The 24,175-nt window shown below is 62.7% G+C and carries 15 protein-coding genes; 8 read left to right on the top strand and 7 right to left on the bottom strand.

From position 1 onward, the window contains the following. The first annotated feature begins 46 nt into the window (after nt 1-46). Nucleotides 47-727 carry a class I SAM-dependent methyltransferase gene (locus tag FHW92_RS18000; RefSeq protein ID WP_168604646.1) on the top strand — a complete coding sequence of 227 codons (681 nt, stop codon included), beginning with the start codon at nt 47-49 and terminating at the stop codon, nt 725-727. A 311-nt stretch (nt 728-1,038) separates the two neighbouring features. Here the strand turns inward: FHW92_RS18000 and FHW92_RS17995 are convergent, their stop codons facing one another. The 3 genes from FHW92_RS17995 to FHW92_RS17985 form a co-directional block, all read right to left on the bottom strand. Then, a complete protein-coding gene (locus tag FHW92_RS17995; RefSeq protein ID WP_168604645.1) occupies nt 1,039-2,115 on the bottom strand; it encodes a hypothetical protein in 1,077 nt (358 codons plus the stop codon). Nucleotides 2,116-2,233: 118 nt separating this feature from the next. Further along, nucleotides 2,234-4,366: a discoidin domain-containing protein gene (locus tag FHW92_RS17990; RefSeq protein ID WP_168604644.1), complete on the bottom strand. Its 2,133-nt coding sequence runs from the start codon at nt 4,364-4,366 to the stop codon at nt 2,234-2,236. Nucleotides 4,367-4,478: 112 nt separating this feature from the next. Next, nucleotides 4,479-6,968, bottom strand: coding sequence for a TonB-dependent receptor (locus FHW92_RS17985; RefSeq protein ID WP_246870247.1), 2,490 nt, complete (start codon nt 6,966-6,968; stop codon nt 4,479-4,481). A gap of 269 nt (nt 6,969-7,237) precedes the next feature. Between FHW92_RS17985 and FHW92_RS17980 the strand changes: the two genes are divergently transcribed. From FHW92_RS17980 to FHW92_RS17970, 3 genes are read left to right on the top strand one after another with little or no spacing between them, the layout of a single operon-like run. Beyond that, the gene (locus FHW92_RS17980) at nt 7,238-8,938 is read left to right on the top strand and encodes an arylsulfatase (protein ID WP_168604643.1); all 1,701 of its coding nucleotides are present in this window, start codon (nt 7,238-7,240) and stop codon (nt 8,936-8,938) included. Then, nucleotides 8,935-10,395 (top strand): sulfatase-like hydrolase/transferase, encoded by a 1,461-nt coding sequence (locus tag FHW92_RS17975; protein WP_168604642.1) that lies wholly within the window; start codon nt 8,935-8,937, stop codon nt 10,393-10,395. Before FHW92_RS17980 ends, FHW92_RS17975 begins: the two co-directional genes overlap by 4 nt. Nucleotides 10,396-10,439: 44 nt before the next feature. Then, a complete protein-coding gene (locus FHW92_RS17970) occupies nt 10,440-12,323 on the top strand; it encodes a sulfatase-like hydrolase/transferase (protein WP_168604641.1) in 1,884 nt (627 codons plus the stop codon). Here FHW92_RS17970 and FHW92_RS17965 read toward each other — a convergent pair. After that, complete coding sequence (locus FHW92_RS17965; RefSeq protein ID WP_168604640.1) at nt 12,320-13,330, bottom strand: LacI family DNA-binding transcriptional regulator; 1,011 nt, start codon at nt 13,328-13,330, stop codon at nt 12,320-12,322. The genes FHW92_RS17970 and FHW92_RS17965 overlap by 4 nt on opposite strands. A 193-nt stretch (nt 13,331-13,523) precedes the next feature. Between FHW92_RS17965 and FHW92_RS17960 the strand changes: the two genes are divergently transcribed. Then, nucleotides 13,524-14,981, top strand: a complete 1,458-nt coding sequence (locus FHW92_RS17960) for an MFS transporter (protein WP_349237707.1) — start codon at nt 13,524-13,526, stop codon at nt 14,979-14,981. 1 nt (nt 14,982) lies between these two features. Here the strand turns inward: FHW92_RS17960 and FHW92_RS17955 are convergent, their stop codons facing one another. Next, nucleotides 14,983-16,011 carry a LacI family DNA-binding transcriptional regulator gene (locus tag FHW92_RS17955; protein WP_168604638.1) on the bottom strand — a complete coding sequence of 343 codons (1,029 nt, stop codon included), beginning with the start codon at nt 16,009-16,011 and terminating at the stop codon, nt 14,983-14,985. A gap of 210 nt (nt 16,012-16,221) precedes the next feature. Here FHW92_RS17955 and FHW92_RS17950 point away from each other — a divergent pair, with 210 nt between their 5' ends. From FHW92_RS17950 to FHW92_RS17940, 3 genes are all read left to right on the top strand, one after another. Further along, nucleotides 16,222-18,615: a TonB-dependent receptor gene (locus FHW92_RS17950; RefSeq protein WP_168604637.1), complete on the top strand. Its 2,394-nt coding sequence runs from the start codon at nt 16,222-16,224 to the stop codon at nt 18,613-18,615. A gap of 61 nt (nt 18,616-18,676) precedes the next feature. Then, nucleotides 18,677-20,077: a sulfatase gene (locus FHW92_RS17945; RefSeq protein WP_168604636.1), complete on the top strand. Its 1,401-nt coding sequence runs from the start codon at nt 18,677-18,679 to the stop codon at nt 20,075-20,077. A 12-nt stretch (nt 20,078-20,089) separates the two neighbouring features. Then, complete coding sequence (locus FHW92_RS17940; protein WP_168604635.1) at nt 20,090-21,520, top strand: sulfatase-like hydrolase/transferase; 1,431 nt, start codon at nt 20,090-20,092, stop codon at nt 21,518-21,520. A gap of 94 nt (nt 21,521-21,614) precedes the next feature. On the opposite strand, the gene FHW92_RS17935 is transcribed toward FHW92_RS17940, so the two are convergent. Then, nucleotides 21,615-22,886: a cyclopropane-fatty-acyl-phospholipid synthase family protein gene (locus FHW92_RS17935; protein WP_168604634.1), complete on the bottom strand. Its 1,272-nt coding sequence runs from the start codon at nt 22,884-22,886 to the stop codon at nt 21,615-21,617. Nucleotides 22,887-23,005: 119 nt separating this feature from the next. After that, a complete protein-coding gene (locus FHW92_RS17930; protein WP_168604633.1) occupies nt 23,006-24,031 on the bottom strand; it encodes a sensor domain-containing diguanylate cyclase in 1,026 nt (341 codons plus the stop codon). Nucleotides 24,032-24,175 lie beyond the last annotated feature (144 nt).

The following is a 24,175-nucleotide window of genomic DNA, read 5'->3' as shown; positions in this document are numbered from 1 at the left end:
CTCATATTTTTGCGCTCAGGACAACTCCCCATCCCCGGAGACGATCATGACCACCCTGACCACCGCCCCTGTTGCCCCGCTGCTGACCCACCTGTTTGCCCAGGCCGATGCCTTGCGCCCGGAAAACCTGCCCATCTTTGCCCAGACTTCGCCCGAAGAGATCGACCGGCTGATGCAAAGCAAGGCCGAATGGCGTGAGCTTTACACCCATCTCAAAGACATTGCCCTGCCCGTCTCGCGTGAGGCGGGGCGGCTGCTCTACATGCTGGCGCGGGCTATGAACGCGCGCCATATTGTTGAGTTTGGCACCTCGTTCGGCCTGTCGACGCTGCATCTGGCTGCGGCGCTGCGCGACAATGGCGTGCCAGACGCCCGGATCATCACCGCCGAATTCGAACCTTCCAAGATCGCCCGCGCCGCCGACCATCTGGCGCAGGCTGGCCTTGCCGATCTGGTAGAAATCCGCGCGGGCGATGCGCTGGAAACATTGGCCCATGGCCTGCCCGATGGCATCGATCTCGTGCTGCTCGACGGGGCCAAGGCGCTCTATCCCGACGTTCTGGCCCTGGTCGAGCCGCATCTGCGCCCCGGCGCTCTCATCCTTGCCGACAATGCCGATTATTGCCCACACTATCTGGCCAAAGTACGCGCGCCCGGTCAGGGCTACCTCTCCCTGCCCTTTGCCGAGGATATCGAACTCTCCATGTGGATCGGCGCAAAGCGCTGAGCCGAGAATGGCTTCATTTCGCGAAAGAGAACTTCCCCCTCTTCGTCGAACGCCCCGGCAGCCGTCCAGTTCGACACACCGGAAATCAAAATACGTCTCGGGGTAAAGACTGTTTCCCAGAAAACCACGTCGATCTCCCGGACGATGGCCCGGCTATCGCTGACGTCTGATGATAACCGGCAATGGCCGGGCAGATCCCAAACCCCGCGCATGGATACCGGCATGAGAGGAAGGCTGAGAGCATGGTCTCATAATGCTGGTTGAGGAAACGGAAAATGGCCCGATATTCCTGCGATCGGGCTGAGCAGGACCTAATCGGGAGCGATGGTGATGGTTTTGTTCTTCGATTTGCCGATCGCCCGGTTCACCACCGAAATCGGCCTTTCGCTTTGCAGCACCTTCATCACCTGCGCCGGGCTCGGCATGGCGGTGAAGGGCGCATAACTGACCCGATTGGCCACAGTTGTCAGCGTCATCGCATATTGACCGCTCTTTTTCTCATCCAGAAGCGCGGCCATGGTGTCGGGGGCCAGCCAGATCACATTGCCATCATCCCCCACCGCTATCAGATAGTTACCGGCATCCTTCTCGTTGCGATAGGCGCCGTAATCGACAACGGCGCCGGGATCAGAGCAATAATGCGGAATTTCGGACGCTCCCTCGCCCTTGTCCGGCTTGACCTTGCCTTCCTCGACCACCTGCATCAGAGCGCCTGCCAACAGACCCCCGGTCATGTCGCGCGCGCCGCGCTCAACAGTCTGGGTCGGGAAAGGCTGGGCGCAAGGGGTGATGCCATAGGCCGCCGTCGCAGGATTTTTTGCCGCCCCAATGCCCAGAGCATCGACAAAGGTGGCGAGGGCCGGGTCCAGATCGGCAGGCGCAAGGCTCGCACTCGTCATGCGGACCACAATCAGCCAGTCATCATGCGCAAACACAGCCACCCCGCTCGCCGCCTGCGCTTTGCCCGACAGCGGAACCACCGAGCGGATGCCGCTGTTTTCGCCCTGCCCCTTGGGGGTGAAGATAGTGGTGACCTTCTTGCTCTGATCGACCTCGCCCAGCCCTGCGCCGCCCATCACCTTGAGGATGCGATCATGCCAAATCGAAGCATCCGGCAATCCGGCCCGATAGACATAGACCGTTGCCACGGTCCCGGTTTCCGGTTGCTCATAAATCGCGGCGATGTCGAGTTGCTGGTTGCCGTAATCGGCAATGTTCCTGCGCGGCAGCTCGCCGATCTGCGGCGGAAAAGTGGTGCCGGTCAACGCATGGCGCCAGTCCTTTCCGGCCTTGGAAGGAATGGGCTTCAGTTCCGCCTGCGCGGCCGTTGCGGCAAACATCGCCGAAAAGCCGAATGCCAGCACCAGACCAAGACTATTCCTTCGCATCAATAACCCCTCGGACCGCCAATTTCGCCCATGCTTAGCCATGAAGTTATTTAAAACCAGTCCAAATCGGTCTTGATGCTTATTTTTCAGCGCAGAAAAAGCCTTTGTCGATGACTTATCAAGGTGCAATCACCGCCGCCAAACTCATCGGCTTCAGCACGATATTCAGATCGCCCATAGAAGCGGACGTCCTTGCCGGAGGGGCGGAGCGGGCGGGGCGGCTCGCCGGGCCCTGGTCGATCCAGGCATATTGGTCCGGGCCAAAAAGGCTCAGCTTCACGCGGCCCGCGATCGGGCGGGCCGCTCCATGGGCGCCCTGAGCCATGACATGCAGATCAACCGTCCGATCCGGGCTGCGGTTGATGGCCATCAGGCCCAGCTTACCATCGGGCCGCCGGATGGCAAAAAGGCGAACCGCAGGGTCGGCGCCATCCTTCATCTCAACCGGCAGAAATTGATGCATGCCCCTGGACATCAGCCAGTCCCGGGTCAACAGGCGGGCAGTGTGATAGCTGGGCAGCGGTGTGGCCGCCTGCCCATTTCGGTCGGCCATGTGCAGGGCCATGTTGCCATAACCGGCGCAGGCCATGTTCTGATTGACCGGCACATTCGGACCATAGCCGAACAGATAGGCCGCGCTGCCCCTTTCGTTCAGGAATTGGCCGATGATATTGGCCATCAGCAGGGCGCTGGGCATTTCGGCCATGGCGCGGCCGGAATAGGCGGAAAAACCATATTCGGTGATGATCCGGGGAATATCCGGCCCCACCCCCTCGGCCGTCAATCGCGCCATCAGCCGCTCCATCAGGCGGTCCTCCTCGATCAGCTTGGCGGGAATGTCGCCGCAAATGTCATCGAAGGGGTAGAATTCGAAAGAGTAGAACTGCAGGTCCGACAGGCGACCGCGATCCTGCAGGGCGCGGATAAAGTGGCGGTTCCATGAGCGATCCGGGTCGGAATTGAGCCATGTCTCGCTCAGCGCGCTTTGCGAACTGGGGCCGCCGAAATGGATGGCGGAGGCGATAGGGCGCAGCCGGTCCACCCAGGCAAGGTAGAGCGCGGCATAATCATCGGCATTGCCGAATTGCCCGTCGGGCTCCTCTCCCAATTCCACCTGCGTCACCGGATAGCGCCGCCATCGCACATAGCGCAAAGCCGCCGCCGCATTCTCGGGCGTATCAAACAGCACGCCCACCGGCAGCAGGATCGGCCGCCCATTGCCGAGCCCGCTGCGGAACACGCGGTCAAGGCCGGGCTGCTCCAAGTTCGGGTCGCGATCAATGGAGCGATGCCACGGATCGGTGGAGGAGACATGGGTGAATGTCTGCCCCGTCTTGTCGGCGGCATGGCGGACAAGATCGACCAGCCTGCCATCCGGCCCGATCCGCCCTGCCCCGATCTCGCGCACGGCAAAACCGGCCCGGTCGCGCCAGTCCCTGGCCCCCGGCGGCGCGGTTTGCGACCCTTGCTCAAGCAGCACGCGCAGATATTTCACGCTGACCGGCCGCTCGGCCAGTTTCAGCAGCACATCGCCGCCCTTTCCGCCGGTTAGGACGCCATGGTCAAAGGTGATCCAATGCGCGCCCGGCCCATAGTCATTGTCGCTCGACCAATACTGGACCTTGTAGGCGGCGGCATAAGGCGTGCCCCAGGCGATCCTGACGGCATCAATATCAACCGGATTGTCGAACCGCAGCAGCAGCCATTGCTCATGCGGGCGCCCATCCTTGAGGAAGGCGGCGTCGAGATAGGGATTGGATTTCCAGAAGCTCGTCTCGTCGCCGTCGGTCAGGCGTGAATAATCCCGGTCATTGGCATTGTCGATCGTGTCCCCCCGCCGCGGCAGCTTGTAGCCCCATGAGACGCGGATCGACTTTTTCGCGCGGTCGCTGGATGTCCAATAGCCTTGTTGGTGGGCCGGATCGCTCCATTGCCCCTCCGGGTTCCAGTGCCAGTTCTCGATGCCCAGCTCTGTGCGCAGCCGATAGGTCAGCCGGGTCAGACGGGCGCTGCGCATGGCGGAGACGTTGTGCCGGGTGAGAAGCCGCCCCGCCGCGCCGCCCGCGCCACCATCAATCCCCGCCCCAAGGGCCTCGGCCGGATCGAAGCGTGCCCCGTTTGTGCTGTCTGTATGAACCACGGCCGAGACCGGCAAACTCTCTCCGCCAAGCACCGGTCCGGCGCCCAGACAGGCAAGGCCGAGCAGGATAGGCAGAAGGTGATGGCGGCGCAAACGCGGTGAAATGGGCATGCGCTAATAGGGGCCTGAACGCGGTAATCAACAGGGCAAAGCCCGATGCGCCATTTGGCCGGTGGGGAGATTGCAGGGGTATCCCCCTCCAATCTCCCCAACCTTGGCCATTTTAGAACTTATAGCCCACCGTCGCCCCGAAATAGCGGAACGCGCCCTTGGGCAGGAAGCCCATGCGGTTGGTCGGCGTCACCGTCTGAGTGGTGAACAGGCCCGGCGTGCCCATCGCGGTGTAATAACGCTGGTCGGTCAGGTTCTTGACGAAGAGCGAGAAGGAGAGCCCCTTCTCCTCGGCGCGCAGACCGATTGTGGCGTCCACGGTGGTATAGGCCGGTTGCCATTGCAAGGGGTCCTGCTCCAGCGCGAAATTGACGCTGCTCTGATAGGCCACATTGACATCGGCATAGGCGATTTTGTCCGCCAGCGGATGTTCATAGCGCGGATTGACGCCAAGGCGCCAGGTCGGCGTGTTGGGCAGGATGCCGCCAACGATGTTTTGCGCCGCGCTCGACACAAAGCTCGATCCCGTCTTGTAGCGGAAACAGGTGTTGACGGGCGCCGCCGATCCGGTGGTCACGGTGGTGAAGGCCGCCTGATTTTGCAGCGGGCAGCCAATGCCGTCGGCATCGAAGCGGGTCTTCACATAGCTACCCGAGAGGGCCACGCTGAGCCCTTCAAACGGGCGCAGCGTCATTTCCACTTCCACACCCTTGGTTTCGGAGGCCCCGGCATTGGTGGTCACGAAAGTGAACGTGTTGGTCGAGGGGTCCGAACGGTTGGCCTGAACCTGAAGGTTCTTGTATTTGGCCAGGAACAGCGCAACCGCGATGCTGATCTTGCGATCGGCGGTGCTGCCCTTGAAGCCGACCTCGAAGGCATTTACCGTTTCGGGCTGGACCACCGGGTTGTTGTTGAAGGTCTGGGTGAATTCCGTGCCCAGCGACTGCCCCTTATAGCCGCGCGTATAGGAGGCATAGACCTGTGCGCGGCGGTTGAATTCATATTGCAGACCCATCTTGCCGGTCAGCACATCGTCCGAGGCTGCCGAGGTGCCCTCGGTCAGTGGATAGCCGCTCTGGAGGATCGTATCGCCCGCAAAGGGAGGCGTCGTGTCCTGCTTGCCCCAGACCGAGATCGTCTCATGCTGCCAGCGCAGCCCGCCCAGCGCCTTCAGGCCGCCGGTGATATTGTAGTCGAACTGGGCGAAACCGGCGATCTGGCTCTGGCGCAGATGAGCGCGGTGATGGCCCGAAAAACCGGCCAGATTGGTCGAGGGACAAGTCGCGCCAAGCGTCAGACCCGAGGCCGTGCAATTGACGAAGCGGCGAGTGAATTCACGGTCCAGCGTGGTGTCAGAAAAGAACCCGCCAATGGTGTAATTCAGCTTCTGCTTGCCCGAATTGGACATGCGCAATTCCTGGGTAAACCCGCCCAGCGTGAAGGGCCCGCCATTGACGTCATACTGCGCCACCGCATTGGTGCCGGTAAAGATCGGCACGGCGGTGTTGATGCCATCGACATCGACCGTATTGTCAAAGCTGTAGTGCTGCCACGCGGTGACAGAGGTGATCGTGGCGAAATCCAGATCATATTTGGCCTCGAGCGAATAGGTCTGCTGCGAGGTGCGCGAGGTGGTGTCGGCATTCGAGCCGACCTGCACATTGTTTGGCCCCGGCACGACGGGCGCAACCAGCGTGGTCAGGCTGGCATTGTCCGAGCGGATCAGCACCGATTGGCAGCAGAGCGCGTTGTTCTTCGAATAATCGATGGTCGCCAGCAGGTTGAGCCGCCCCAGATCCAGCTCCATCTTGCCGCGCAGGCCGAAGGATTCATAGCCATTGGTCTTGCGGCGCAGGGTGACGTTATAGATGTAGCCGTCATCCTTGTTGTAAAAACCGGAAACGCGCACGCCCAGCTTGTCGCTGAGCGGCCCCGACACCGTGCCGTTCAGGTGATATTCGCCCTTTTCGGCAATGCTTGCATTCATCTTGCCGGTCAGGGTTTTGCTGGGCCGGGCGGTGACGATGTTGATCACGCCGCCCGTGGCATTCTTGCCGAACAGCGTGCCCTGCGGCCCGCGCAGCACTTCGATCCGCTCAATATCGGCCAGATCGGAAAAACCCTGCGCCTGACGCGCCATGACCACGCCGTCCAGCACGGTGGAAACCGAGCTTTCCGTGCCCTGACCAAAGACCGCCGTGCCGATACCGCGGATGCGGAAGCTGGAGTTCGACGGATTGTTGCCCTGCTGATAGGACAGCGTGGGCGAAATCTGGGTCAGGCTCTTGGTGTCGGTGATCCCGCGCGTGGCCAGCGCCTCGCCCGCAATGGCGGTGACGGCCAGCGGCACATCCTGCAGACGTTCGGCGCGCTTTTGTGCGGTAACCACGATTTCGCCGGGCGCCAGTTCACTCTGTCCTGCGGCGGCGGGTGTCTGTTGGGCAAGGGCCGGTTGGGCCAGAGCAGGTTGGGCCAGAGCAGGTTGGGCCAGAGCAGGTTGGGCCAGAGCAGGTTGGGCCAGAGCAGGTTGGGCCAGAGCAGGTTGGGCAAGAGCAAGCATCGCGCCACCACCAAGCAGCGCGGCAAAGCCACGTTTCATCATCTCATCCCCCATTTCGATTCTCGCCGCCTTGTTGCGGCGGACGGCGGGCTTATGACAAAATGCGTCAACGTTGTCACTCCGAAATTGACAGACCCGATGATCTTATGCATTTCCTACCGTGACAACGATGGCCCGAAATCCCGAACAGTGTTTCCGACGCACGGGACCATCCAACAAGAAGCCGGAGTGGATGCATGAATAGACCCTCAAGCCGATGGGCACGCCGCCTTGCCAACGCCCGGCCCGCCAAGCTCGCCCTGGCCTCTGTCATGGGTATGACGATCGCGGGAGCCGCCACAGCCGCAGGCCCGGCCGCCACGCCCCAACGCCCCAATATTGTGCTGATCGTGCTGGACGATGTGGGCTTTTCCGACCTTGGCCCCTTCGGTTCGGAAATCCGCACGCCCAATCTCGATGCGCTGGCGGCGCGCGGGCTGCGTTATAACCGGTTCGACACCAAGGCGGTCTGCACCCCCACCCGCGCCGCGCTGCTGACCGGACGCAATCCGCAGACGGTGCGCATGGCCGATCTGCCCGCCAACAAGGTCGATCCGGCCGACATGACCCGCGACCGCGGCGAGATGCCCGACAATGCCCAGACCATCGCGCAGGTCCTGTCCCGCGCGGGTTATGCCACATCGGGCTTCGGCAAATGGCATCTGGCGCCCGAGGATCAGGACGGATCGCCCGGCCATAACGGATCCTGGCCGCTGCAGCGCGGCTTCGATCAGTTCTATGGCTTTTTCCTCGGCTGGACCGATCAATATCATCCCAAGCTGATCGAGGGGAACAAACGCCTACCCTCTCCCAACGCGCCGGGCTATCACTTCTCGGTCGACATTACCGACCATGCCATTGCTGCGCTGAAACCGGGTCAGGGCAAGCCGCAATTCGTCTATCTGGCCTATGGCGCGGGCCATGCGCCCATTCAGGTGCCGCGCCCCTATATCGACGCCTATCGCGACACCTATGCCAAGGGCTGGGACGCGCTGCGCGAGAGCCGTCTGGCGCGGATGAAGGCGATGGGCATCGTGCCGGCCAACACCATCCTGCCCCCACGCAATCCGGGCGACCGAGCGTGGGCGGACCTAACCCCGACCGAGCAGCAGGTCTATGCCCGCTTCATGGCCACCTATGCCGGTTTCCTGACCCATACGGATGAGCAGATCGGCCGCCTGATCGCCCATCTCAAAGCCACCGGCCAGTATGACAACACGGTCATCATGGTGATGAGCGACAATGGCGCAGCCTCCGAAGCGGGCCAGCGCGGATCGTTTGAACGCCTCTATGCACCCAACAAATTGAGCGCCGAGCAGATGCTGGCGCGGATCGACGAATTGGGCACGGACAAGACCGAAAGCGAATATCAGCGCCCATGGGCCATGGCGGGCGTAACGCCGCTGCGGCGGTATAAATTGTGGCCCTATCTGGGCGGCATCCGCACGCCTTTGATCGTGTCATGGCCCAAGGTCATCAAGGATGGCGGCGCGATCCGGCATCAATATGTCGATGTGATCGACCTTGCCCCGACATTGGCTCAGGTGGGCCATGCGCAATTTCCCAAAACGCTGCATGGCGTGGCCGAAATTCCGGTGGCGGGGCGCTCGATCCTGCCCACGATGCTGTCGGCGGGGGCGCCTGCGGCCCGCTCGGTGCAATATTTCGAACTGCGCGGCAATCGGGCGATCACCCAAGGCCCATGGCGCGCCGTCACCATCCACAAACAGGGTAGCGATTTCACCGCCGACAAATGGGCCTTGTTCAACACGGACAAGGATTTTTCCGAAAGCACCGACCTTTCCGCGCAATATCCGGCCAGGCTGGAGGAACTGAAGAAGCTCTGGTGGAGCGAGGCGCGGCGCTATTCTACCCCGGCACTGGCCGAGGCGCCCGAACGTTTCCGCACGCGTGAGCAATTCGACGCTTCGGCCGATCGCCCCGATGCGCGCATCAAGGAGGCCGCACAATGAAGCGCGTTTTGACAAGCCTGCTGCTGGGCACGGCGACCCTGCTCTGCGCCCCCGCCTCCTCGGCGCGGGTCGCTCCGCCATCGGCCCCGGCCCGCGCGGCGCAGGCGCCCAACGTCGTGGTCATTCTGGTCGATGATCTGGGCTGGCCCGATGTCTCGGCCTATGGCGGCAAGGATGTGCCGACGCCCAATATCGACCGGATCGCGGCTTCGGGAGCGGCATTTTCCAATGGCTATGTCGCGGCCTCGGTCTGCGCGGTGTCGCGCGCGGGGCTGTTGACGGGCCAAATGCCGATGCGCTTTGGCTTTACCTATAATATCAATGATGAAGGCGATGAAGGCGCGGGCCTGCCCACATCGGAAAAGACCATTGCCGAAAGGCTGAAACCGCTGGGCTATCACACCGGCGCCTTTGGCAAATGGCATGTGGGCGCGCAGGACCGCTTCTATCCCACCAACCGGGGCTTTGACGAATTTTTCGGCTTTCTGGCCGGGGAGACGGTCTATGTCGATCCGAAAACCCCCGGCATCGTCACCACCCCCACCAAGGCGGATGCGGGCAAGCCGCCCTTTGAAACCCGGCGCGGCAATGGGGTGGTGGTCGAAGGGCCGGAGCGCCGCAAGGTCGATAATTTCAACCGCTATCTCACCACCGAGATCACCGACCATGCGGTGGATTTCATCGACCGCGCATCGCGGGGCAAACAGCCCTTCTTCTCCTATGTGGCCTATAATGCGCCGCATTGGCCCCTGCAGGTGCCGCAGGAATGGTATGACCGCTTTGCCCATATCAAAGATCCGGTGCGGCGCACCTATGTGGCGATGATTGCAGCGATGGATGCGGGTGTCGGCCGCATTCTCGACAAGCTGGAAGAGCGTGGGATCCGCGACAACACAATGGTCGTGTTCCTGTCGGACAATGGATGCCCGGTGCAATTCGGCTTTTGCAACGACGCCCATCCGTGGGGCGCGGGCAAGTTCACTTATCTGGAAGGCGGGGTGCGGGTGCCGTTCCTGTTTTCATGGCCGCGCGCGATGAAGCCCAAAGGGGTCGTCGACAGGCCGGTTTCCTCGCTCGATGTGCTGCCCACCATCCTGCATGCCGCCGCGCCCAAACAGGCCATGCCGCGCGAACTGGAAGGGCAGGACCTGATCGCCTCGGCCAGCCGCAAGGGCCCCGACAACCGCCTGCTCGTCTGGGGACAGGCTCCGGTCTATGCCGCGCGGCAGGGCGAATGGCGGCTGTGGCGTTCGGATGACTGGCATCAGACCAAGCTGCACAATCTGGCGCAGGACCCATGGGAAAAGACCGATGTGTCGGCCGATCACAAGGCCGAGACCGAGAAGCTGAACCGTGCGGTCGAGAGCTTCGCCAAATCCCTGCCCGCTCCGCTCTGGAAACTGCATTTCACCCGCAAGGTCATGATCGACGGGCGCGAGACAGAGTGGGTTTATTGATCCGCCGCCAACCCCGCCTGACCCGTTAAAAAGCGAGAGACACCGTGAAACAACCCCATTTCAACCGTCGTACTGTTCTGGGCGCAGCCGCTTCTCTGGCGGCGACTGCGGCTCAGGGGGCGCTTGCCAAACCCTCTTCAGGCAAGCGCCCCAATATCCTTTGGATCGTGTCGGAGGATAACAATCCCTATGTCGGCGCCTATGGCGACAAGCTGGCCCATACGCCCACGATCGACGGACTGGCGCGCAAGGGCGTGCTGTTCCGCCATATCTATTCCAATGCGCCGGTCTGCGCGCCCTCGCGCTTTGGCATCCTGACGGGCGTTTATCCCGAAAGCTGCGCACCGGCCAATCACATGCGGGCCAATGCGCGCTTTCCCAAGCAATTCCGCACCTATCCCGAATTGCTGCGCGGCGCGGGCTATCATTGCACCAACAATTCCAAGACCGATTACAATTGCGATGTGAACCCCGAACAGATCTGGGACGTTCAGGGCTCCAAGGGCCATTGGCGCACGCGCCCGGCGGGCAAGCCTTTCATGGCTGTGTTCAATTATGAAACCACGCATGAATCGCGGCTGTTCCGCCCAACGCCGGGCCGCGTGACGCCCGATATGGTGGTGATCCCGCCGTTCCTGCCCGACACGCCGGCCATGCGTCAGGATTTCGCCAGCTATTACAACCTGATGGAGCAGATGGACGGGCAATTGGCCGAACGCCTCGCCGAGCTGGAGGCGGACGGGCTGGCCGAGGATACGATCATCTTCCACTATTCCGACAATGGCGGCGTGCTGCCCCGCTCCAAGCGCTATTGCTATGAAGAGGGGCTGTCCTGCGAAATGGTCGTCTATGCCCCGCCCAGATGGCGCCACCTGCTGCCCGTCGCGCCGGGGCAGGAAGTGACCAGCCCGGTCTCCTTCATCGATCTGGCACCCACGGTGCTGGCGCTGGCGGGTGTGGCCCAACCGGCCCAGATGGTGGGCCAGCCCTTCCTTGGCCCTCGCGCCGCGCGCAAGACCTATGCCTTCGGCATGCGCAACCGCATGGACGAACGCTATGATTTTCAGCGCACCGTCACCGATGGTCGCTGGCGCTATATCCGCAATTACATGCCGCATCGCCCATGGGGCCAGCATCAGGCGTTCGAATGGCTGGCCAAGGGCTATCAGGATTGGGAAGCGGCGCACCGCGCCGGGACGCTCAACGCCGATCAGGACCGGTTCTTTCACACCAAGCCCTTCGAGGAACTCTATGACCTGAGCAGCGATCCGCATGAGTTGCACAATCTGGCCGACAAGCCCGAGGCGGGCGCGGAACTGGCGCGACTGAGCAAAGAGCTTGATGCGCATATGCTGGCCATCCACGACAATGGCTTCATCCCCGAAGGCATGGCGGGCGAAGGCTATTTCGAGAGCCGCGACCGCAAGTCCTATCCCCTGCCCGAAGTGATGGCCATGGCGCGTCTGGCGGCGGGCGGCAAGGGCAGCGAGGCGCAACTGGTCGCGGGGCTGAACCATCCCTTGCCCGTCATGCGCTACTGGGCGGCAACGGGCCTGCTCATCGGTGGCCAGCAAGGGGCAAAGCCCGCCCTGCTGGCCGCGCTGGCCAAGGACAGCGCCGATCAGATCCGCGTGGTGGCCGCCGAGGCGCTGGTGCGTCTGGGCGAGATCGACGAACCCGTCCGCGTCCTGACCGCCCTGGCCGCGCAGGACAAGGTGTGGCCGGTGCAATTGCAGGCGCTCAACGCGCTGACTTATATCGGGGACCATGCCCGCCCCGCCCTGCCCGTTGTGCAGCAGGCGGCGCAGAGCGAGCAGGAATATGTCCGCAACGCCGGGCGCTATCTCAGCGCGGTTCTGGAAGGGAAATATACGCCTTCGATGCCGATCATGGATTTTGAACGGCTGATCCGCCGCATGAAGGTCTAAAACGGATAGGGTTCGAGGCAATGCTGACGGCTGCCGTCGGTAGAGCCTCGAATCATCAGTTGATATTCAAAGGGTTGCGGTTTGAAGTCGGGGTTGATCGCGGCTTCGACCGCCGCCCGCGCAATTTCGCGCACGGGCTGATGCACGGTGGTGATGGGCGGAAACACCATGCGGGCAATGGGCGAATCGTCAAAGCCCGCCACCGCCAGATCATCGGGTACGCGGTATCCCAGCCGCGCCGCCTCGGCCATGGCGCCCGCGGCCAGTTCATCGCCCGTGGCAAAAATCGCGGTCGGCCGCTGGGGCAAGGCCAGCAGGCTGGTGGTGGCCGCCACGCCCGAGGCGAAGGTGAAATCGCCGCGCAATATCAGCGCGGGGTCTTCCTCGATCCCCGCCTCGGCCAGCGCCTTGCGATAGCCCACCACGCGCGCCTCGGAGGCCAGACGGCGTTGCGGCGGGCCGATGATGCCGATCCGCCTGTGGCCCTGGGCAATGAGATGGCGCATCAATTCCATGACAATGGGTTCTTCATCCACCGGCACACGCAGGCCATAGCCTTCAAAGGCCGGAGCCACCCGCACGATGGACACTTTCTCCCGCTCGAAATAATCCAAAATCCGCTCCTCATTGCTGAAGGGCGGGGTCAGGATCACGCTGTCGGGACGGGCGGAAAAGTTGATCGAGAAAAAGTCGGAGCGGCGATATTCGTGATAATCCAGCATCTCGGTAATGAGATTATAGCCCGAGGCCCGGCAGGCCGCGCCCATCGCGATCAACATGCGCGCAATATAGCTGGCCCCGAGGCGCGGCACGAGCAACCCGATCAGATAGCTGCGCTGTCCCGCCAATTGCCGCGCGGCCAGCGTGGGCTTGTAGCCCAGTTCACGGATCGCCTGATTGACCCTTTCGCGCGCCTCATTGCCGACGCGCTTCTCGCCATTGACCACGCGCGAAACGGTCTTGAACGAAACACCGGCGGCCTTGGCCACATCCTTGATTGTCGCCACTGATGAAAGGATCCCCGTCTGGCCCGTCGCGCCGTTTGCGCGCGATTTTGTTCATATTGGCAAAATACCCGCAGGCAAGATCGCAGGGCGCCCCTCAAAATGCAAATGATGCTTTTTCACCACGGTTTGCCGCAAGTTAGCCCAGACCAACCGTTCGACTGGCCAGCCTGCCGGATCATGGCTATGCCGTGGTGTGACGGATTGGCCAGAATCCCGACGAACGGGGCGGCGCAGGGGAGAGGATGTGGGCGATATCTTGCGCGCCAAGCGCTATTTCCCTTTTGCTGCGCTGTTGCTTGCAAACTTCATGGAAGTTTTGAACGCGATGTTCGTGAATGTCTCGATGCCGGTGGTGGCGCGCGACCTTCACGCATCAAGCCATATAACCCATTGGTTCTACAGCTCTTATGCGCTCGGGTTTGCGCTGACGCTGGTGATGACCGGGCCGATGGCGGACCGGGTGGGGCATCGGCGTGTGTTTCTGGCCGGGGCGGGGCTGTATGTCGGGGCCTCGCTGTCCTGTGCGCTGTCAGGCGGGATTGTCGCCTTCCTGCTCTCGCGTCTGGCGCAGGGCGCCGCTTTCGCGCTGACCGCGCCCCAGATCATGGGGCTGCTCCATATCCTCTATGCCCCGGAGGACCGGGTCCGGCTGCTGCCCGCGCTCGGCTTTGCCTCGGCCTCGGCGGGCACGTTCGGGCCGGTGGTGGCCGGGCTGCTGATGTCGGGCAATTTTGCCGATCTGGGCTGGCGCATGGTGTTTCTGGCGGGCGCCTCGATCGGGGTGACGGCGCTCTTGCTGGGCTACTGGCTGCTTCCGCGCGACACGCACAGCCGTGAGCAACAGGATCAGGGCTTTCTGCATCGCCGCATTCCTCTGGTGATGGCGGTGGGCGCGATCATGGTGGTGCTGGAATGGCTGGGGCGCGACAAGGCCGGCCTGCATCCGTGGATGGCGGCGCTGGCCGTGCTGCCTCTTGTTGTCCTGTGGCGGATCAGGCGCGGGTCATTTTCCCTGCGCCGCCCATGGAGCATGTCCGCCGATCCCACCGCCCTGTCGCAACTTGCCACAGGCGCGATGCTCACCATCTGTTTCAGCGCCAGCAGCAACAGCCTGATCATCATCATCAACCATATTCTTCAGAACGGGCGCGGCCATTCGCCCTATGTCTCGGGCGCGATCCAGATCCCCTATGGCGTGGGCGTGTTTCTTTCGATCCTGTTCTTCGGCCGCTTTCTGCTGAAAAAGGACGGGCGATTTGTCATTGCCACGGGGGCGGCGATCCTCGCGCTTGCTGCGCCGCTGATCATGTGGGCCGGGCAAAATCCGAACTGGCCGGTCTGGGCGCTGCTGCCCATTCTGGCGCTGGCGGGCATGGGGGTGGGCATGACATCGGGCTGTATCGGCCCGGCCAGCATGGCGCGCATTGCCCCGGCCAATGCAGGAGCGGGCGCGGCGGCGCTGAGGCTGGGACAACAGATCGGCCTCGCGCTGGGCGGGGCGATGATTATGCGGCCCTATTTCTACCTTTCCCAGCAGCCCGTGGTGGGCGCGGGGCCGCCGTCCTACCTGCTGGTGCTGATGTTCGTGCTGGCCACGGCGGTGGTTCTGGCGGCCAGTTTCCCCCGGCCGCTTTTCCCCACCCGCACTTGAATCACGCGTCGCCGGTGCTGGCGCGCGGGATCAGTTCGACCGGAAAGGTCATGGCCCGCACGCGCGCCGGGGCCGGTTCGGTCAGCCAGCAGACCGCCTGATAGGCCATTTCGGAATTGGGCTGGCGCACAGTGGTCAGCGCGGGCCAGGTCAGCCGCCCGAAATCCGCATTGCCATATCCGGCCACCGCCAGATCCTGCGGCAGCGCAAAGCCCGTTGCATGACCGCGCGCCAGCACGCCTGCGGCCACCTCGTCATTGAAGGCAAAGATCGCCGTGGGCCGGTCCTTGTGGGCCAGCAATTCGACGGCCTCATTATAGCCGATCGGATCGTCGCCCTCCTTTGCCCGGCTGCCCACGGGATAGCCGACATTGCGGATCTTCTCCGGCTTGCCCCCAAGGCGAGCGATTTCCTCGACAAAACCCTGATAACGCTGGGTCGCGGCGACATGCCCGACGATGTTCATGATCAGGCCGAAATGCCGGTGTCCCTTTTCCCACAAATGCCGGGCAATCAGCGCCCCGCCATGCATTTCATCGGCCTGAACCACATCGGAACGGTCAAAATCGCCCATCGGGGAATGGCGGACATAGCGCAGGCCCAGTTCGTCAAACATATCGAGCAATTGCTCATTGCTGCTGAGCGGGGCGGTGACGAAGATCCCGTCGACCGGGGCCAGTTGCAACTGCTGGCGGAAGGAGTCGATGGCATCGCTCTTATCGGGATCGAATTCGCGGATGATCAGATGATAGCCGCGCTCCTGGCAGGCGCGCGCGGCGCCGCGATAGATCTGCGACATGAAAAACGCCGTCATCCAATTGGAAACGATGCATATTCTCAATGTCTTGGCGCTGGCCAACGCGCGGGCCGAGACGTTCATCTGATAGCCCAGTTGCAGGACCGCCTCCATCACCCGCTCGCGCGTTTCGGCCCCCACCCCCTTCTCACCATTGAGCGTGCGCGCCACGGTTTTGGCGGACACTCCGGTGATCCGGGCAACATCATCTAGCGTGGGTCTGCGGTTCGACATGCGCGTTGCATAAGCCAACAGGCCGGTGCCTGTCCACGCAGGTGACGGTGCGAGGCCATTCTTGACAGCCCTGTCACAGCGGCATAGGCATTACGTCAGCGCTGACGTTGATTCGTCGAGAGCGCTGGATATGGAATTTACCCCCGAATTCGCGCGTGTTCATACCCGCCAATTCGTGGCGCAAGAATCAAAACAGGGAGAGACATCGCCATGAAATCCATCCGCACAGCCCTTTTGCTGGGCTTGGCAACGACAGCGCTGACGCAGACGGCCCATGCGCAACAGGCCCCGGCGACCGACACCGCGCCCGGAGACATTGTCGTCACCGCACAAAAGCGCGCCGAACGCCTTCAGGATGTGCCTCTCGCCGTCACCGCGCTCAGCGCGCAGGCATTGGCCACCCGCAACATCACCGACACCACCAGCCTCGGCCAGATCTCGCCCTCGCTGACCTATACGCAGGGCACCAATCCGAACAATTCGAACTTCCGCATCCGCGGCATCGGCACCGCCGTGTTTGGCGTGGGCAATGAATCCTCGGTCTCGGTGGTGATGGACGGCGTGGTCATGGCCCGCGCGGCACAGGGCTTTTCCGATCTGGCCGATATTGAACGGATCGAAGTGCTGCGCGGGCCCCAGGGCACGCTGTTCGGCAAGAACGCCACCGGCGGCGCGATCAACGTGGTCACCGCCCGCCCGACCAGCGAATTGTCGGGCAAGGTCAATGCCACGATTGCCGAAAAGGGCGAATACCACCTGAACGGCACCGTCTCGGGCCCGTTGAGCGAGCATGTCCGCCTGCGCCTGAGCGGTTACTACAACAAGGATGACGGCTATATCTACAACGTCGCCCGCAAGGCCAAGACCAATGGCGGCGAAGGCTATGGCCTGCGCGGCAAGCTGGAGGTGGACATTGGGCGCCTGAACCTGCTGGCCGGGTTCAATTATGGCCATAATCAATCGCAATGCTGCCAGACGGTGGCCATCCGCACCGACAATGCCAATCTGGCCCTGCTTCAGGCCCCGGTGATCGCCGGTCCGTTGAACATGCAGGTCAATTCAAACCTCGATACCGTCACGCTGACAACGCAGCAGACCTATTCGCTGGAGGCCAAGCTGGACCTTGGCGCATTGTCGCTCACCTCGATCAGCGCCTATCAGAAGTATAAGTTCTATAACAATCAGGATGTTGACGCCATCAACACCGATGTTCCCATCTACAGTGGCGGCACGGCGGCCCCCGCCTATGCCCAGTTCGACGTGAATGGCGGCGGCTACCAGCTGGACAATTTCTCGCAGGAACTGCGCCTGTCCAATGCCAAGAAGGGGCGGCTCAATTATGTCGGCGGGCTCTATTTCTCGGACCTGACGATTGACCGCGACTTCACGCGCCGCATCGTCACCTGCTCGGCGCCCGCCTCATCGGGGCTGGCCATCGGCGCGCCCTGCCCTGCGGCCAATGTCGTGGGCTCCTCGGGGGCCAGCCTGGCCCATCTGCGCTCCTATCAATATGCCGGGTTTGGTCAGGTCGATTACAATCTGGTCGGCGGGCTGAAGGCGATCGGCGGCATGCGCTGGCAGCATGAATATATCTCGGTCTATGGTTTCCAGTATCCCAACGCGCCCTTTGCCGGGGATTCGCTCAATGTCCCGGTCACGCGCGGTTTCACCGCCGCCTCGGACGAGGTGCTGACCGGCAAGGCGGGCCTGCAATATGAATTCAACCGCAATGCGCAGGCCTATGCCACCTATACGCGCGGCTATAAGGGCCAGTCGCTGGGCACCGAATACAATCAGACGTTCAACAACAATGCTGTCGTGCGCCCCGAAACGGTCAACGCCTTCGAGGTCGGCTTCAAGGGCACGACCATCGACCGCAAGCTGAGCATCGCGGTGTCGGCCTTTATCGCCAAATACAAGGATCTGCAGGTCCAGGCCAACAAGTCGGACCAATCGACCGGCAATTTCCTTTTCACCGTCACCAATGCGGGCGCGGCCACGACCAAGGGCGTCGAAATCGAGCTGACCCTGCGCCCGGTCGATGGGCTTTCGATCAATTCCTCGCTGGCCTATACCCATGCCCGCTTTGATGCCGATGGCCTTGCCTGTCCGCTGCAAAATCAGGCCAGCTTTGCCACCATCGCCTATGGCGCAACGCCGCCCACCAACGCCTGCTACAAGCAATATAGCGTGAACAATGTCCTGTCGGGCGCGAACCAGAATGTGCGCGGCGGCATCCTGCCCAACACGCCCGAATGGCGCTTTACGATCAACCCGCGCTATGAACGCAATGTGGGGTCGATGATCGCCTATGTCGATCTGGCCATGGCCTATCAGAGCAGCGTGCTTTTCGCGCTGGAGCAGGACCCGCTGCTGGTGCAGCGCGCCTATACGACCTTTGACCTCTCGCTGGGCGCGCGCCCGGCGGACAAGGGGATCAGTGTCTCGATCTTTGCCAAGAACCTGACCGATCAGCGTTTCTATTCCGCCATGGGCCATGGCAGCGAACTGACATCGCAGACGCTGACGCCCAACAACCTCACCGCTTTCGTGCCCAAGGCGGCCTCGCGCTATTTTGGCCTGAGCGTGGGCTATTCGTTCTGACCCATCCCCGGACGGTGGGAGGATCTCCCTCCCGCCGCCTGATCCCGAAAGAGGGCATGACATGACACATATCAACCGGCGCAAACTGCTGGCCGGATCGGGCCTGCTGGCTGCGGGGCTGGCGCTTGGCGGGGCGGCGCAGGCGGCGGGATCGCGCCCGCCCAACATCATCGTGATCCTGTGCGACGATCTGGGCTATGGCGATGTCGGCCCCACCGGCGGGCGGCGCGTGCCCACGCCCCATCTCGACCGGATGGCGGCCCAGGGCATCACGCTGACCGATTATTACGCCCCGGCCAATGTCTGCACCCCCTCGCGCGCGGGGATCCTGACCGGGCGCTATCCCGTGCGCACCACGCTCTCTCGCGTGCTGCTGGAGGCCGACACCCAGCAATTGCCCAAGACCGAGCGCACCATCGCCCATGCGTTGAAACCGGCGTATAAAAGCGCGCTGATCGGCAAATGGCATCTGGGCCACAAGGGCGATGCGTGGGACCCGACCAATTACGGCTTCGATCTGTTCTACGGCATTCCATACAGCCATGACATCAACCCGCTGCGCCTGTATGAACGCAAGGGGGGCGAGGCGATGCGTGACGAGGAGGTCGATTTCCCCCGCCTCCAGCAGAAATTCTACAGCCGCGCCCAAGGTTTTATCGAGGAAAACGCGCATCGCCCCTTCTTCCTCGAACTGGCGCTGTCCTCGCCCCATCTGCCCAATTTCCCCGCGCCCGGTTTTGGCGGCAAGTCGCAAGGGGCGGGCGCCTATGGCGACACGATCATCGAAATCGATAGCATCGTGGGCCGGTTGAACGCCACGCTGGCCCGACTGGGGTTGGAGCGCGACACGCTGGTGATCTTCACTTCGGACAATGGGCCGTGGTTTGAAGGATCAACCGGCGGGTTGCGTCAGCGCAAGGGCGGCGGGGCCTATGACGGGGCCTATCGGGTGCCCTTTATCGCGCGCTGGCCCGGCCATATCCCGGCGGGGCGACGCAGCAATGCCATGGCCATGGGCATTGATGTGCTGCCCACGGCCTGCGCACTGGCGGGCCTGCCGCTGCCGCCGGGGGTGGAGATCGACGGGCGCGACATCAGCGCTGTGCTGATGCGCGGCGGGGCCTCGCCCCATGAGGAGCTGCTGTTGTTTCAGGACGAGAATGTCGTAGGCATCCGCACCCAGCGCTGGAAATATGTCCGCGCCGATTTCTACATGAACTTTCTGATGCCGCTTGACGGGCGCGGCTATCCCCAGCTCTATGACATGCGCGACCCGACCGAGCAGTATAGCGTGGCCTCGCTGCACCCGGATGTGACGCGCGCGATGCAGGCGCGGATGCAGCAGGCGGCGGCGCGTTTCGCCCCCTATCGCCGCACGCCCGAAGACCCGATCGCGGCGCAGGCCAAGGCCCAGGCCGCCGCGCGCGGCCACACCAACTTGCCCGCCATGTGGCAGGATTAACGGAGAGACGCCATGAAACTGCGAAAATATGTCGCTCTGGCCGCCATCGCGGCGATGCTCCTGCCCGGCGGCGCGATGGCGCAAAATGGCCCGGCCCCGGAATACAGCCATGGCCCGGCGACCTCACCTGCCCCCGTCCCGGCCGCGCGCCGGGCTGGATCGCCCAATGTGATCTTCATTCTGGCCGATGACATCGGGATCGAGGCGTTCAACGCCTATGGCGGCGAATATTACACGCCCAACATCGACCGCCTCGCCAAGGAAGGCGTCCGCTTTACGCAGGCCCATGCCACGCCTTTGTGCAGCCCCTCGCGGGTTCGCCTGATGACGGGCATGGAAAGCCACCGCAATTACGATGCCTTCGGCTATCTGGCGCCGGGCCAGTTCACCTTTGGCAATATGATGAAGGCCTCGGGCTATACCACCGGGATCGTCGGCAAATGGCAATTGATGGGGAACGGTTTTGACGGGCGCGTGGGTATCACTCCGCAGCAGGCCGGGTTCGACGAAAGCTATCTCTGGCAGTTGAAGGCGCTGGACGCCAAGGGTTCGCGCTATTGGGGGCCGACCCGCGTCGGCAATGGCCGGACAAAGATCAACGAGGAGGGCTTCGGCCCCGATTTCGACAGTCAATATGCGCTCGATTTCATCAGCCGCCACAAGGACCAGCCCTTCTTCCTCTATTACCCGATGGTGCTGGTGCATAATCCCTTTGTGCCCACGCCCGACAGCATGAGCGCGCAGGGCGCCAAGACCCGCTTTGCCGCGATGGTCACCTATATGGACAAGCTGGTGGGCGCCTTGATGGACCGCCTCAAGGCCGAGGGACTGGATGAGAACACGGTGGTGATCTTTTCGGGCGACAATGGCACCAACCGCCAGATCACCTCGACCCGCGCGGGCTATTCAGTGCGCGGGGGCAAGGGCACGCCCACCCTGTCGGGCACCCATGTGCCGATGATCATCCGCGCGCCGGGCAAATTGCCCGCCGGGGTCACGCGTGATGGCCTGTTCGATTTTGCCGACATCATGCCCACCATCGCCGAGGCCAGCGGCGCGCAGGCCCCCGCAGGCATCGACGGGGTCAGCCAATGGGCCGTGGCCAAGGGCGAGAAGCCCGCGGCACGCGACTGGATCTTCCAGCATTATGCCCCGCAATGGCAATTCGACCCGGCGCGTTATGTTTTTGATGCCCATTACAAGCTCTATGGCGATGGGCGTTTCGTCGCGCTGGACGACATGGCGGGCAGCGAAACCCCGATCGCCGCGCCCAAGGGCGAAGCCGCCCTACGCAAGGCCGGGCTGCAAAAGCTGCTGGATTCCATCAAGGACGGCGCGCTGAGCAAGGTGAAATACCCGTGGTGCGCCGGGCAGCCGTCAAGCGATCCCGCCCGCCCGGCCATAGAGGCGGGATGCAAAAACATGCCTCAGGGCGGGGAATAGAACCTCGCCCCCCAAACTATCCAAGACCCTGGACTGGCCGGGCGGCCCCTCTCCAATACGTCGCCCGGCGCTTTTTGTTATATGGCGCGGCTCCTCACGCCACCTTGGGCGCCAGATGCCAGACCGGCGGGGCCTCCTTGGACAAAAGGCGCTGCATTTCGGCGGCAATATAATCGCGCGTCATCGGCAGGGCGCTCTGCTGCTTCACGTTCTGGATATGGAAATTGACCATATTGCCCTGACGGAACGCCTGTTCGGCCCCGACCAGATAGAATTGCCACATGCGCAGCAATTCCTCGTCATACATGGCGATGATGCGGTCGGCATGCAGCGTGGTGCGTCGATACCATTCGGCCAGCGTTTCGGCATAATGATAGCGCAGCACCTCGATATCGCCGGTTTTCCATCCCGTCCGCTCGATGGCCCCCACCAGCTCGCTCATCGCCGGAATATAGCCGCCGGGGAAGATATATTTGCGCGTCCACGCGTCGGTGAAGCCCGGCCCGCCTGCGCGCCCGATCGTGTGGGTCAGCATGATGCCGTCATCGGCCAGCCGGTCGAACGTATGGCCGAAATATTCGTCGAAATGGCGCGCACCGACATGCTCGATCATGCCCACGCTGGTGATCCGGTCGAATGTTTCGGTCAGATCGCGGTAATCGACGAGGCGGAACTGCACCCGGTCGGCCACGCCTGCGGCCTGCGCGCGTTCCTGCGCAAAGGCGACCTGATCGGGGGCCAGCGAAATGCCCAGCACCTCGCAACCGTAATGGCGGTTGAGAAACAGCCCCAGCCCGCCCCAGCCGCAGCCGATATCGAGCACCCGCATCCCGCGCGCATCGGGCGGCAGGCGCAATTTGGCCGCGATCAGCGCTTTCTTTTCCAGTTGCGCCTGTTCCAGCCCCACCTGCGGGCCGGAGAAGTAGGCCATCGTATATTGCCGGTCCTCGTCGAGGAACATTTCGTAGAATTGCCGCGTCAGGTCATAATGGTGGCGTACATTGCGACTGGAACGGCGGCGGTCGTTGAACTGGTCGAAATACCATGCCGCGCGGTCGATCATCCGGCTCAGCCGCCCCGGTGCGTCCATATGGGTCTTGGCCGCCTTGGCCTCGGCGCCGATCATCAGCACCAGATCGCGGATGTCATGGGGCGGCTCGACCACCATCCAGCCGCGCATATAGGCCTCACCCGCGCCCAGCGAGGGGTTGCGGGCAATATGCCCGGCGGTGCGCTTGTCGGTAAAGCGCAGGCGGAGCGGGTCGCCCTTGCCCGAGCCGTAAAGATGGACCTTCCCGTCCGCACCGGTAATCTGCAAAGGGCCGGTGCGGATCGCACGGCGGAGGAAGCGGTCAAGCAGCCACATATCTCATCCTTTCATTCCGTCGCCAACCAATGCCTGAAGGGCGGTTTCGGTTCCAGAAACCCAACAGAAACACTTAACGAAGCGACGAATACAGGCGGAAATATACGGGTAGGCCGAAATCAGGCCATTTGGGCGCGGGCCTCGCGGCGCTGACGCTTTTCCAGATACATGGCCGCATCGGCATTCTGAAGCGCCTGATCCACGGTCGTCTCGCGCGGATCGGCGCTGATGATGCCAAGGCTGGCGCCGGGATAGTGCATCGAGCAGCAGGGCAGATCATAATGCCCCTCGATCACCGAAGAGAGACGCCGCCGCATCGCCGATACCGTCAATTCGCTGTCCTGCCCCTGTGCCGGGCCAAGCCCCGCCAGCACGAATTCGTCGCCCCCCAGGCGGCCCAGCAGATCGCTGCCCCGCATACCCAGGGCCAGCCGCCGCCCGACCTCGATCAGGAAAGCATCGCCGGTTTCATGGCCATAGGTGTCATTGATCTGTTTGAACCCGTCCAGATCGATGAAAGCCAGCGTCACGCGCCGCCCTTCGCGCAGGGCCAGACTGAACAGGCGGCTCAATTCCTGAAAGATGAAGCGGCGATTGGGCAGCCCGGTCAAAGTGTCGGTGAAGGAAAAGCCCTCAAGCTCGCGATTGGCCCGCTGAAGCTTTTCGAGCAGGTTCTCTCGCTGGATATGCTGCTGGATCAGCGCGCCGAACAGCACCAGCACCTGACGCCCTTCGGAGGTGATCGGGCGCTTTTCCGAACTGGCGGCGCATAATGTACCGAACAGGCTGCCATCCTCCATCCGCACAGGAGTGGAAGCATAGGTGCATATGCCCAGCGCGCGCGCCGCATCCGAATCGCCCCAGCAGCCCGCCACATCATCGGTAAAGGGTTGTCCGGCATCCAGCGCGCGTTTGCACAAAGTGTCGCCCCACGGCACTGTCAGTCCTTCGGGGATCTGCATCACCTTGCTGTTGCGGGCATAGAGGATGCTCTGAACCCCGGCCGCCTCGTCGATCCGGGTCAGATAGGTGCTTTCCAGCCCTGTGACCAGTTCAAGCATGGTGAGCAATGGGCGGGTGAGCTGTTCGACCGTCTGCGCGGTTGCGACCGTTTCGGAAATCCGACCCAGCAATGCGTCTGACATGGCAGATCCTCTTTATTCCGCGAGCCTTGCGCCGGCCCTGTTCGTGTCACACAATGCCAAAATTCACGCATTTGGCATCATGCAAAATGCTGAACCGATGTATAATTGCCATCGGCTTGATCGGGGCGGGCCATCCTGCCTATA

Origin of the sequence: Novosphingobium sp. SG707 (genome assembly GCF_012275515.1) — a bacterium.
Taxonomy (GTDB): domain Bacteria; phylum Pseudomonadota; class Alphaproteobacteria; order Sphingomonadales; family Sphingomonadaceae; genus Novosphingobium.
The sequence above is the reverse complement of the archived record's forward strand: the minus strand, read 5'-3'. Positions and strand labels throughout refer to the sequence as shown.